The sequence below is a fragment of the Moorena sp. SIO4A5 genome, from assembly GCF_010672005.1.
Classification (GTDB): Bacteria; Cyanobacteriota; Cyanobacteriia; order Cyanobacteriales; family Coleofasciculaceae; genus Moorena.
Window position 1 is genome coordinate 26,389 of record NZ_JAAHHZ010000057.1, and the last position, 11,668, is coordinate 38,056.

At 44.3% G+C, this 11,668-nt stretch carries 19 protein-coding genes; 8 read left to right on the plus strand and 11 right to left on the minus strand.

Annotation, left to right across the window (positions count from 1 at the left end; translation table 11 throughout):
- Nucleotides 1-468 precede the first annotated feature (468 nt).
- From F6K57_RS18545 to psbV2, 6 genes are all read left to right on the plus strand, one after another.
- A complete protein-coding gene (locus F6K57_RS18545; protein WP_293025401.1) occupies nt 469-690 on the plus strand; it encodes a hypothetical protein in 222 nt (73 codons plus the stop codon).
- 53 nt (nt 691-743) lie between these two features.
- The gene (gene accD, locus F6K57_RS18550) at nt 744-1,676 is read left to right on the plus strand and encodes an acetyl-CoA carboxylase, carboxyltransferase subunit beta (RefSeq protein WP_293025400.1); all 933 of its coding nucleotides are present in this window, start codon (nt 744-746) and stop codon (nt 1,674-1,676) included.
- Between the two features lie 12 nt (nt 1,677-1,688).
- Nucleotides 1,689-1,937, plus strand: coding sequence for a hypothetical protein (locus F6K57_RS18555; protein ID WP_293069818.1), 249 nt, complete (start codon nt 1,689-1,691; stop codon nt 1,935-1,937).
- Between the two features lie 155 nt (nt 1,938-2,092).
- The gene (locus tag F6K57_RS18560; protein ID WP_070395846.1) at nt 2,093-2,275 is read left to right on the plus strand and encodes a translation initiation factor IF-2; all 183 of its coding nucleotides are present in this window, start codon (nt 2,093-2,095) and stop codon (nt 2,273-2,275) included.
- Between the two features lie 147 nt (nt 2,276-2,422).
- On the plus strand, nt 2,423-2,911 hold the full coding sequence (gene psbV / locus F6K57_RS18565) for a photosystem II cytochrome c-550 (protein ID WP_293025398.1): 489 nt from the start codon (nt 2,423-2,425) through the stop codon (nt 2,909-2,911).
- Nucleotides 2,912-3,131: 220 nt separating this feature from the next.
- The gene (gene psbV2, locus F6K57_RS18570) at nt 3,132-3,716 is read left to right on the plus strand and encodes a photosystem II cytochrome PsbV2 (protein ID WP_293025397.1); all 585 of its coding nucleotides are present in this window, start codon (nt 3,132-3,134) and stop codon (nt 3,714-3,716) included.
- Here the strand turns inward: psbV2 and F6K57_RS18575 are convergent.
- From F6K57_RS18575 to F6K57_RS18585, 3 genes are read right to left on the minus strand one after another with little or no spacing between them, the layout of a single operon-like run.
- Nucleotides 3,708-3,947, minus strand: coding sequence for a hypothetical protein (locus F6K57_RS18575; RefSeq protein ID WP_293069820.1), 240 nt, complete (start codon nt 3,945-3,947; stop codon nt 3,708-3,710). The genes psbV2 and F6K57_RS18575 overlap by 9 nt on opposite strands.
- Before the next feature lie 60 nt (nt 3,948-4,007).
- Nucleotides 4,008-5,270 (minus strand): ABC transporter substrate-binding protein, encoded by a 1,263-nt coding sequence (locus F6K57_RS18580; RefSeq protein WP_293069822.1) that lies wholly within the window; start codon nt 5,268-5,270, stop codon nt 4,008-4,010.
- A gap of 50 nt (nt 5,271-5,320) precedes the next feature.
- A complete protein-coding gene (locus F6K57_RS18585; protein WP_293069824.1) occupies nt 5,321-5,671 on the minus strand; it encodes a hypothetical protein in 351 nt (116 codons plus the stop codon).
- 25 nt (nt 5,672-5,696) lie between these two features.
- On the opposite strand from F6K57_RS18585, the gene F6K57_RS18590 reads away from it, so the two are divergent.
- Both F6K57_RS18590 and F6K57_RS18595 read left to right on the plus strand, forming a co-directional pair.
- A complete protein-coding gene (locus F6K57_RS18590; RefSeq protein ID WP_293069826.1) occupies nt 5,697-6,266 on the plus strand; it encodes a hypothetical protein in 570 nt (189 codons plus the stop codon).
- Nucleotides 6,267-6,473: 207 nt separating this feature from the next.
- Nucleotides 6,474-8,093 (plus strand): NAD(P)H-hydrate dehydratase, encoded by a 1,620-nt coding sequence (locus F6K57_RS18595; RefSeq protein WP_293069828.1) that lies wholly within the window; start codon nt 6,474-6,476, stop codon nt 8,091-8,093.
- On the opposite strand, the gene F6K57_RS18600 is transcribed toward F6K57_RS18595, so the two are convergent.
- The 8 genes from F6K57_RS18600 to F6K57_RS18635 form a co-directional block, all read right to left on the minus strand.
- Nucleotides 8,012-8,203 carry a hypothetical protein gene (locus tag F6K57_RS18600; RefSeq protein ID WP_293069830.1) on the minus strand — a complete coding sequence of 64 codons (192 nt, stop codon included), beginning with the start codon at nt 8,201-8,203 and terminating at the stop codon, nt 8,012-8,014. The genes F6K57_RS18595 and F6K57_RS18600 overlap by 82 nt on opposite strands.
- Nucleotides 8,204-8,250: 47 nt before the next feature.
- Nucleotides 8,251-8,670 (minus strand): DUF29 family protein, encoded by a 420-nt coding sequence (locus F6K57_RS18605; RefSeq protein ID WP_293043013.1) that lies wholly within the window; start codon nt 8,668-8,670, stop codon nt 8,251-8,253.
- Between the two features lie 128 nt (nt 8,671-8,798).
- Complete coding sequence (locus tag F6K57_RS18610) at nt 8,799-8,951, minus strand: DUF3368 domain-containing protein (RefSeq protein WP_364303473.1); 153 nt, start codon at nt 8,949-8,951, stop codon at nt 8,799-8,801.
- 12 nt (nt 8,952-8,963) lie between these two features.
- A complete protein-coding gene (locus tag F6K57_RS18615) occupies nt 8,964-9,296 on the minus strand; it encodes a DUF3368 domain-containing protein (RefSeq protein ID WP_293069832.1) in 333 nt (110 codons plus the stop codon).
- Nucleotides 9,293-9,538, minus strand: coding sequence for a UPF0175 family protein (locus F6K57_RS18620; protein ID WP_070396993.1), 246 nt, complete (start codon nt 9,536-9,538; stop codon nt 9,293-9,295). The genes F6K57_RS18615 and F6K57_RS18620 overlap by 4 nt, the downstream gene beginning before the upstream one ends.
- A gap of 69 nt (nt 9,539-9,607) precedes the next feature.
- On the minus strand, nt 9,608-9,781 hold the full coding sequence (locus F6K57_RS18625) for a hypothetical protein (protein ID WP_293042980.1): 174 nt from the start codon (nt 9,779-9,781) through the stop codon (nt 9,608-9,610).
- Between the two features lie 211 nt (nt 9,782-9,992).
- On the minus strand, nt 9,993-10,682 hold the full coding sequence (locus tag F6K57_RS18630) for a Uma2 family endonuclease (protein WP_293025390.1): 690 nt from the start codon (nt 10,680-10,682) through the stop codon (nt 9,993-9,995).
- A 259-nt stretch (nt 10,683-10,941) separates the two neighbouring features.
- On the minus strand, nt 10,942-11,142 hold the full coding sequence (locus tag F6K57_RS18635; RefSeq protein ID WP_293025389.1) for a hypothetical protein: 201 nt from the start codon (nt 11,140-11,142) through the stop codon (nt 10,942-10,944).
- Between the last annotated feature and the right edge of the window lie 526 nt (nt 11,143-11,668).

An 11,668-nucleotide genomic window follows, 5' to 3' on the forward strand; every position in this document is an offset into this window, starting at 1 on the left:
CCCCCCTAACCCCCCTTAATAAGGGGGGAACGGAAGTGGGAAAAAATCCTTTGTACCTCATTGCTATGAGAAACACTATATAACAGTAAACCTATAACAGTAAACCTATAACAGTAAACCTATAACAGTTAATTGACTATCTTAATCTTAACTATAACTAACTATCAATTATAAAGCATAACCTACAAATATAAATAGAACTATATAGCGTTACTTATAATTATTATGAGGTAAATTATATGAGGTAAATTAAATTTTAATCAACGCCACTCCCGACTCCTGACTCCCTAAAACCTAAGACGAAAGTCCCTCACCCACTTGATAAATGCTATATAGATAGATGAAATTGAACGGCTCTGAAAAATCTTTGGAATCCTATTGGTATAGCAATCCGTGTAGGAATTCTGATAATTATTGATCCGAAGTTCCCAGATCCGCTGTTCCCTGTTCCCTTTGCTATATTAGCCTGTGTCTTGGATAACAATCAGAACTACCAATCTTCGCTGGGAAGCCGAGCTGATGCAGCAGGTGCTAGCCGCTCATGATATTCCAAGTCGGATTATTGATATTGGGATCATGTCTTATTTAGGTGCAGGTAGTCCTGCGGCTTTACAAGTTCGCTCACCAGATCAATGGACAGCCTTACTCTTGTTGAGTTCCCCAGAAGAAGAGCAGGCAGGACAATCATAAAAATCAGACTATAGCTAAAAAAATTTAGATAGTACGTTAACTTAATAATTTTTATGTCTCTATTCGATTGGTTTGCAAATAGACGAAAAATTGAACCAACCCCTAAACAACCTCAAGAACGGGAGATTGCTGATGGGCTATGGAAAAAGTGTGAAGCTTGCGGAGTTCTATCCTACGCCAGAGACCTGCAAGCTAATCAAATGGTTTGCAGTGAATGTGGCCATCACATGCGAGTCCCTAGTGACGAGCGGATCCGCCAGCTGATTGACCATCAGACCTGGATATCACTGGATGAACACCTACATCCGACGGATCCCCTGAAGTTTTGCGATCGCAAATCCTATAGTGATCGTTTGCGAGACAGCCAAGAAAAAACTAAGCTCACAGATGCCGTACAAACTGGCACCGGTCAACTAGAGAATTTGCCCATTGCTTTGGGAGTAATGGACTTCCGGTTCATGGGCGGTAGTATGGGTTCGGTAGTTGGGGAAAAACTGACTCGTTTGATAGAAGAAGCAACCAAGCGACAGCTACCGGTTGTAATTGTTTGTGCATCTGGTGGAGCCAGAATGCAGGAAGGGATGTTAAGCCTGATGCAAATGGCCAAAATCTCTGGTGCCTTGGAACGCCATCGTCAAGCCAGACTACTCTACATTCCAGTTCTTACTCATCCTACCACCGGTGGGGTGACTGCCAGTTTTGCCATGTTAGGGGATATTATCATAGCGGAACCGAAGGCATTAATTGGATTTGCTGGACGACGAGTGATTGAGCAGACCCTCAGAGAAAAGCTACCGGATAATTTCCAGACCTCTGAATATCTGCTAGACCACGGCTTCGTTGATGCCATTGTACCTCGCACCCAGTTGAAAAAAACCCTAGCCCAGCTGATTCGCCTCCATCAACCCCAGGCTACTATACCGGTAGCGGTTTCCCTGCCAAAAGCAGTAGGGATTAGGGAGCAGGGAGTAGGGAGTAGGGAGTAGGGATTAGGGAGTGTGGGGAGGGTGGGAAGTGTGGGACCCACCCCTAACCCCTCCCAGGAGGGGAAGTGTGGGGAGATGGGGAGATGGGGAGATGGGGAGATGGGAAGCGACTGGCTTGGTTTCTACGGGGCTGACAAGGTGCTCCCGATAGATTACAAAACCGAATGCTGCTTTCTGATAACACCACGAAATAATCCTTTGGTTTCATCATCTTCTCTATTGCTAGCATGCCTATTGCCTTCCCCTCCTGGGAGGGGTTAGGGGTGGGTTCCTCTTGCCTTCCCCTCCTGGGAGGGGTTAGGGGTTGGTTCCTCTTGCCTCTTGCCTTTTTCCCCCAAACCTCCCACACTTCCCAGACTCCCCCCTCTCCCCACACTCTTACCCCTGTTCCTTAGTTATTATCAGGTTTAATTATTATGGGCTTTGCAGACCTATCAATTGTGGAAATTGCTGCCGAGTATGACCTTCGGGTAGAAGAGGTATTCGATCTATGCCAGCAGTTGGGCATTGCTTACAAAAATCAAGACACCCATCTGCCTCTAGAAGATGCCAAGGCTGTTATATTAAAGATTTTGTCTCAAACAAAGGGTAATGGCTAATTGGTAATCGGTAATACCTGAGTTCGATAGCCGTGATTGGTTGACTCAGATCCCCCTCAGCGAGAGAATGTGCAGGGAATCAGTTAATGCTGTTTTGAAAAACTAATCCCATATGAGCCACATTTTTAGTTTAGAGGAGAATCAAAAATGAAGCGATTTATCTTGCTGATCACGGCAACCCTATTCTTTGCCTTTCAAATTGCAGTGGGCAGTTCAGCAGCCCTTGACCTGTCTAAAGAGCTCCGCACCGTACCTTCCAATGAAGCAGGTGACACGGTGGTGATGAGTAACAAAGAGATTGTTAAAGGCTTACGCCTGTTTAACACTGTATGTTCTCAATGTCACAAAGGGGGTTACACTAAAACTGACCCTAACGTTACTCTTGGTGCTGAGGACTTAGAATTGGCAACACCACCCCGTGATAACCTGGATGGTATCATAGACTATATGAACAATCCTACCACCTACGACGGGGAAACAGAGATTTATGAATTTCATCCAAGCACTAAGAGTGCTGATCTTTTTGTCTATATGAGGAACGTCTCCCAAGATGACCTCCGTAATATGGCTGGTTATATTCTCTATGAGATCAACCAGAGACCTGATACGTGGGGTTGTGGTAAAGTCTGTAACTAATTGTTGTTTGTACAGAGGTTAGAAAGCACGAAGCGAAAGGCTTTATGCTTATTTAAGCAGCAAGGGCAGAGGCTTCTTCTTTTGGCAGTTAGGGGTTAGGGGTTAGGAGTTAGGGGTTAACCAAAATCAATAACCCTAGCTTCTTTAACTAGACCTGATTCGCTAATAGAAGAAGCCGCTGCCCTGTTGCTCAATCAGTACATATCACTTTAAATACTCAATGCTCCGTAGATTATTAGACTTCTTTGAGAAGTTGGGAACAGTGGACAACAATTCACGGGAAAAGTATCAAAAAACTAGTTTGGCAAGAGGTCTATTCGTATCAATCCGTTATTTGCTGCTAGTTGTTCTGGTGTTCTTCCTAGAGACATGCACGGTTAGTTCACCAGCCCAGGTTCCAGTTAACGACTACGTCAGGCGCTACCTAGACGTAGCAGAACCTGTAGCGATTGCTGTAGATGTCAAGGGAGAGACTAAGCAGTTTGACGGCGAAGACTTGTCTGTTGGTCAAAACTTATTTTCCGAAAATTGCCAGAGGTGTCATGTGGGAGGAGCTAATCTCATTGATCCCACTGTGTCTCTATCTCTGGAGAGGCTAGCTAAGGCAACACCACCTCGGGATAATCTCAATGGTTTCATTGCTTTTATGAGGCAACCGATGACCTATGATGGTACCGAGGAAAGCTTCTCGTGCCGCGAAGTCGAAGAGAGTTGGATACCACAGGAGGAAATCGAGAAAATAGCGGCATTTGTGATCAGAGCCGCACAGAAAGGACCAGGATGGGGCACTGAGGATTTATTTTAAGTTAGGAAATAGGGAATAGGGAATAGGGAATAGGGAATAGGGAACAGGGAATCGGGAATCGGGAATCGGGAATCGGGAATCGGGAACAGGGAACAGCGAATAGGGAACAGCGAATGGTAAATAGGAAGAAACAGAGATAAAAATTACTACACTAATTGCTGATTTAACTCCCCATCTCCCCATCTCCCCATCTCCCCATCTCCCCATCTCCCCATCTCCCCATCTCCCCATCTCCCCACACCTCCCGCGCCCCCGCCCCACCCTCCCGACTCCCGACTCCCTAAAACTTAGTTAATAATCACCTGCTCGAATTTCTTCATTAGCTGCTTCTTGGGCTTTCTTCATAGCACTTTCTAAGGATTGATCACCCAGTAAGGTACTCAGAAATTGATTATCGAAATGGGTTTGAATGGTTGGCAAGGTTTCCCCAGCCTGCCAAATGGTTGCATAGGCGGCTCCTTTAATAAAAGGAGCATAGAGGGGATCTTTTTTATAGCCTAGTTCCGATAACACAGAGACCCGAGAAGGTAGTACTAGTCCGGCTTTTCCCCAAGCTTTCATTCCTTCTTTGCCGGTAAGATAGGAAATGAGTTCCCAAGCTGCTTCTTTATGTTTAGCTTGTTTATTCATCACATAAGCAACGGTATAAGCCATTGTTCCTTTTTTACTACCTAAGGAGGGAACTTCAGCAGTGGCAAATTTAATTTTAGGAAATGTATCTTTGAGATAAGGAATAGCCCAGCTACCTTCCATTACCATTGCGGTTTTACCTTGACCAAACATTTCGCTACCAGAACTAGCCCCAACGTCTGAGGGTAAGGCAGCATACTGGTAGTTTCGGTATAGGTCAATGACAGTTTTAAGACTTTTAAAACTTTCAGGAGTGGCAAAGGTAGCGTAGCCGTTTTTGTCAACTAAGTTAGCTCCAAAGGCTTTAATTAAAAAATAGAGACGAGCCAGTTCCTGATTAATTCCCAAACCATAGCGTTCATTCCTACCATCGCGATTCTTATCAAAGGTTAGTTTTTGGGAATAATCCCGTAATTCTTCCCAAGTTTGGGGTGGTTGAGTTAAATTAGCTTGTTTGAATAATTGCTTATTGTAAAAAAGGGCAAGGGTGGAAAAATCTTTAGGCAATCCGTAGATTATTCCATTATATTGGAATGCTTTAAACAGAGAGGGTTCAAAGTCAGCTACATCAAAATTATCAGTGCGCTTAATGTAGTCATCCAAAGGCTCCAAAACATCATGACTCATTAGTAATGGGGCTTCATAGGCATCTAAATAAAAGACATCTGGAGCTGCATCACCAATTAATCGGGTTTTGATTACATCCATGTACTGACCAGTGATGACTTCAAGCTTAACCTTTACCTTGGGATGTTTAGCTTCAAATTCCTTTAGTACCTGCTCTAGTAATTGTTTTTCAGTAGGGCTGCTTTGCCAACCACCGAGAGTGACGGTGGTTACTCCATCTAGGTTACTGCTGCCACAGGCTATAATACAGAAAATTATCAGCGGTAAGATTACCCATTTTGACAGGATTTTCTTCATTTGTTGAGGGTTGACGGGTACATTGAAATTGATATAACCTATTCATATTACTAGAGCCCAAGACCGATTATGATCAGAGTGTCTAACCGATTCAGGAATCCTAAAACACTGCTTAAGGTAAGTGGTTGGCTACTGTTACTACTGACTGGGCAAACATTGATGGTGGATCTTACCCCAGCTACTGCCCAAACTTCACCAGAACCGAGATTTTTTGGGGAGCCTCTACCAACTATGACGCCATCTTCTCTACCATCGGTTAACACTTCCCCTTTAATTTTGCCAACCGCCTCACCCAATCGGCCAAGCAATACACCAAATACACCATTACCACCTGAGTTAAACGTCAACGACACTAATAGATCAATAACTAATCCATCAAGAACTAATAGATCAATACCCATCGCTAATCTCTATCGGGTTGATGTGGTGGGCGATAGTGATTGGTTGTTATCCCAAGTACAAGCAATTGAAGCACAAGCGTTTGTGCGCGAGGGAGAGGGGGTGATTCAAGCAGGTACATTTATGGATCGCTACAATGCTCAGTCTCGTCTCCAGGCTTTGGAAGCTTTGGGAATTCCAGCCCGCATCACAACAATTGCACAACAAGTATTTGATAATGGTGCTACAAATCTGAGCAACATAGCAACTTTCTCATCTGATGGCTCAATCACCTATGGCTCCCGTTTGGTGTATCCAGAAACAGGATTAGATTTGGCGAACCGTGGTGCTGTCACTTCTGGTTCTAATCCAGGGGATTCAGGAGAATCCAGGGGTAGGAGCTATTTTGTGGCTATTCCTGGAAATGCTCAGAGGTTACCAGAGATGGTCACGGAATTGGTTAAAATTGGGATTGCCCAGGATTTAGTCAGCCAACGAGATGCCCCAAGAGGTAAACATGTTGCTGTTGGTCCGTTTAAAAAGCGGGGTGATGCAGAACGTTGGAGTAATCGTTTGCGCTCTGCTGGTTGGGATGCACGGGTGTATTTTGGTCGGTAGGGGCAGAATGAAGAATGAAGAATTAAGAATTAAGAATTAAGAATTAAGAATTAAGAAGGCAAAAGGCAAAAGGCAAAAGGCAAAAGGCAAAAGGCAGAATTAAGAAGGCAAAAGGCAGAATTCTAAATTCTAAATTCTACATTCAATAATTCTAAATTCTACATTCAATAATTCTAAATTCTACATTCTACATTCTAAATTCTACTGATGGAGTCTGAGAATCGGCGAGAAGTAATTGAGCAAGTGGTGGTAACTGCTGAGCAGATGCGTCAGATTGAAGGGCGCATCTTTGAGGCGGGGATGCCTGTAGCAGCGTTGATGGAAAAGGTGGCAGGATTGATTACTCGCTCTATTCAAACCCTTTATCCCTGTGCTGAGAATAGGCGAGTGGGTGTGTTAGTTGGTCCTGGTCATAATGGGGGTGATGGGTTAGTTGTTGCTCGTGAACTTCATTTACAGGGATATGAAATCCACATTTACCGTCCTTTGTCGAAACTGAAGGAATTGACTGACTACCATGCTCGGTATGCGCTTAGCTTGGGGATTCCTTTTTATGACGAGATTGAACCGCTGTATGAGTGTGACCTGATTATTGATGGTTTGTTCGGATTTGGACTGACGCGATCGCGAAGCGTGGCCTACGGCCAATCGCTTTCTGGTAGTATCGCTGAGGCGGTTGAGCTGTTGAATCAATGGTCACAACCGGTGGTGAGTATTGATTTACCTTCGGGATTACATACTGATACTGGGGAAGTTTTGGGCATCGCGGTTCGGGCTACCCGGACATTGTGCTTAGGGTTGTGGAAGTTGGGGTTTCTCCAAGACCAAGGGTTGGATTATATTGGTGAAGCTGAGTTAATTGATTTTGGTATTCCCCTCAAGGATATTTGGTCAATTTTAGGTGAACCACCAGATTTGCTCAGAGTGACAAAAACTGTTGCGAAACATTTTTTACCCTTACCTCGCCCTAAGGTAACTCATAAGTACCAACAGGGTCATCTGTTGCTGATTTGTGGCTCTAGACAGTATTCAGGGGCAGCAATTTTGGCGGGATTAGGGGCTCGTGCTAGTGGGGTGGGGATGCTTTCAATGGCAGTACCGGAGTCTATCAAATTGCTAGTGGTGAGTCACTTGCCAGAAGCAGTGGTAATTGGTTGCCCAGAAACGACGGCGGGTGCTATTGCATTTTTGCCTGAGTTAGTCTTAGAGAAGTTACACCAACCCTCTGGTAGCTATCAGGCTTCAAATCAGACTTATAATGCGATCGCATGTGGTCCTGGTTTAACAAAGGATGCTAAGGATATAGTGCAAGGGGTTTTAGCTGCCCAATGCCCAATGGTTTTGGATGCGGATAGTTTAAATATCCTGGCGGAACTGATCACTATTCCCACTTTGTTGAAGCGTCTAGGCCAGACCGTGTTAACGCCTCATGTTGGAGAGTTCCGACGTTTATTTCCTGATTCCGCAGAACTGTTACCGGATCGAGTCCAGGCGGTGCGGAAGGCATCCCAACTGAGTCGGTCTGTGGTGTTGTTAAAAGGAGCCAGGAGTGCGATCGCAAATCCTATGGGCTCGGTGTGGCTGATTCCTGAAAGTACACCAGCTCTAGCCCGAGGGGGGAGTGGGGATGTGCTCACTGGACTAGTGGGAGGTTTGATGGCTCAGCCACTCCTGTCTGAGCATCCTTTGGAGGCAATAGTGGCAACGGCAGCCTGGTGGCATGCCCAAGCTGGCATTTTAGCGGCTCAGGAGCGGAGTGAGTTGGGGGTCGATGGGGTAACCTTGGCGGAGTTTTTGATGGCAGTGGTGAGAGGGAATAGGGAGTAGGGAATAGGGAACAGGGAATAGGGAACAGGCAAGAGGCAAGAGGCAAGAGGCAAGAGGCAAGAGGGAAAACTAATCTGACTCCCCATCTCCCCATCTCCCCATCTCCCCATCTCCCCACACTCCCTGCTCCCTGCTCCCTACTCCCTACTCCCTCTTGTTAACAAATTAAACCTAAAGCTTTCTCTTTAATTTGGTCTTCGTCAATCTTTTCTTTGAGTTCACTATCTGTATATCTGCCTTCTAAGGCTTCTAATGCTGCTTTTTTTAGGGCTGTCTCAAAGGCATCGGTTAAAATTTCTAATAATTCCTCTTGATTGGCATAATATCCCCCTGATTTTCGCCGTTTGTTCACTCGTTTAATGTTTTTGCTGGCATTATAAATCGAAAATTCCCAAGAGCGGGTAGTGCGTTTTTCTACCTCTTGCTTGATTAAATGTAATAGTAATATGACTGCATAGCTATAAATTTTATTTAGTTTATCCTCCCTTGACATTTCTTCTAGTTCATCAACAATTTCTAAGGCTTTATGATAGTTTCTTTCTTCAATGAGTTGACGTAATAAGGTTAATTCTTCCATATTCTGGGTTGATGGCATTAGGGAATCGGGAATCGGGAGTCGGGAATCGGGAGTCGGTACTATGAAAAAATTATAGCTATTAATTTATCATAACTACTCTATAAGAGCCGACTTTTTTAATTAAGCAGCTATTCTTCGAGCACTTCATCAGCCATCTGCACAATCTCTCTATACAAGCGATCGCTCACTCTAAATCCGGCTTGATTGATTAGATCATCGACAATCGGTTTCACTGCTGTAATCAATCCCTGTTTCTTGGCAGCTAAAAGCAATCCCAGAATACCTGTAAATTTTCATCCAAACCGAGATGCAATTACTCTTGCCTGATAATCATCAATCAGTAATCGATTGGCGTTGAGTTCAATTGCTAAAGCGATCGCTTCAGATTCTCCTGCATCAATTTCAAGCCTAAGTTCTGCAACCAAGCTACGATTCGTAGCTTGTCGAGTCTGAATCCAGGATAGAGTTTGCACTTCTTCCGACCCTGGAACCTCGTATGGTAGATCTACCATCTCATTGTAAACCGCTTGAGGAATTATCAACACTCCATAGAGCTGCCGCAGTATATCAATTTTTTGAATCGCTGATAAATTAGTAATGGGTGATGTGTTACTAACCACGATCATATATCGCCCAATTCCTTCAATGTTTGAATGTCTTGTTGAAAATCTTCACGGTCATAATTGATACAAATGCTCCGATTAGAGAGTGCTTGTTGAAACTCAATTAGGTGCATCCCAGCTAGCTCACGGGCTTTACCAATACTAATTCTTTTCTGTTTATATAGCATAATGGCAATCTCAAGCTTCAAATCGGCTGCCGATAGTTTAGCAGCTTGCAACAACTCATCAGAAATTACAACACTCATAACCGACTCAGCATTATAAACCCATTGTTTTGATTCTAGCTCAATGGTTTCCTATTCAGAAGCATCAACTTATCCAGGTATTGGCGGACTATCAGCCGATTTTTCGATTTCGGATTTTCTTTGCTTTTGGAGCAAGAACTCAGCAAAGTCAAACACTAATTGACGTTGCTTTGGCGACAATACCTGCAAAACTGCCAGCACATCATGTGGAATTACCATCGGTGGGGATTTTGATGTTCCCATAGACTACTCCTATATAGCACTACCCATTAAGATGTTTGACATTGTCAGCCATGCAAAGCGCGAGTGGGGGAAACCACGGCAGTCGCTCATGGGGGGGACCCCCAAGACCGCGCTGCCTTCCCAAGACCGCGCTGCATCGCTTCTAAACTCCGAAACCTACTCCTAGCTTACTTTTGACTTCTGACTTCTCACTTCTGACTTGCGCGTAGCGCTATAAATCATCGGGATTGATGCCAAGGGTACGCAATTTTTCTGCCAATCGTTCTGCCCGTTGGCGTTCTTGTTTTGCCCGTTGGCGTTCCTGTTCTGCCCGTTGGCGTTCTTGTTCTGCCCGTTCTGCTGAAGTCTCAATCCAATTACCAACTCCATCATACCAACGCAGCCACAACCCTTGTGTTTCTTGATATTTCCCAAGCCAGACTCCTAACCCTAATTCCAGTTCTGGAATCCAAAATTTAGGTTCAGAAAGTTCTACTTCCTGATACTGGGTGGGCATTAATTGAAACACTCGCAACTGGTTTTCATAACGGTCAAAGACTACATAGTAAGGAATGCGCATGTATTGTTCATAGGCTTGCCATTTGCTTGGTGGCTTGTTGGCAGACCTTAGGGTTTGTCCTAAATCTTCAGCTTCGGTACCTGGTGATAGGAGTTCCACTACCAAAAATGGCGCTCTTCCTTCCTGCCAAACCACATAATTCCAGCGCAGGTCTTCTTGTTTTTCAGCAGGAGTTACATCTAATACCAGAAACCAATCTGGTCGCTTATGCCATAAGTAATGACGACTGTTGTAATATACATTCAGGTTTGTAGCAATGAACATCTCCTCCCTGGGATAGTTGGGAGGTTGGCAGGTTTCTCGCAGTAGTTGGGGTTGGAAGTCGTGAAATTCGTCAGGCAAACCAGGTTCCTCCCGGTCTTAACGAGGTGGATCAGTATTTTTGAATTTAGAATGAAGAATTTAGAATGAAGAATTTAGAATGAAGAATTCACCATTCTGCCTTCACCATTCTCCATTCTTACAAACAACCTCCCCTTCACCTAACACCAAAGGCGAACAACCTTTTTGATTTAAGAATTAATAATTTAAAATGCGCGAATTGGTAATTATCCATTCTTAATTCTACATTCTCAATTCTACATTCTCAATTCTACATTCTTCATTCTGAAGATTCTTCTTCACCAATAGGATTAGGAACATCAAAAATAATCACAAATTCAGCCTCGGGCATCAGCCGTTTAAGAGCTGTCATATGACCCTCCGCATTGGATCGGTTACGGAAACGAGCGACAACGACTCGTTGCATCTGTGGTAACAAGCGAACGATTGCCCATGGGTATAGGCGTTGACTGTACGACATAATAAAATTACCTCCTTTTGAGTGGGAGACCCAGAGCCAGCCCGTGACGCTCTAACATCTGTGGGCTGGCTCTTCACTTATCTCCTTTTGAGTGTTCCTTTTTCTAGAATAGCATAAAAATTGCATAATTATAACATATTTTGAAAATTTTTGTAACAATTTTTTGATGGAGAGGGAACAGCGGATCTGGGAACAGCGGATCTGGGAACAGGGAATAGTAAGTGCGATTGACTTGCTTGTCACGCTACGCGATGCTCCAAAAGAGCCGCTACGCGATTGACCTGCTTGTCACGCGGGGCGCGTTCGCTTTTACTGATCACAGCTAGATGCGATCGCATTTACTGATCAAAGCTAGATGCGATCGCATTTACTGATCACAGCTAGATGCGATCGCATTTACTGATCACAGCTAGATGCGATCGCATTTACTGATCACAGCTAGATGCGATCGCATTTACTGATCACAGCTAGATGCGATCGCATTTACCGATCACAGCTAGATGCGATCGCATTTACCGATCACAGC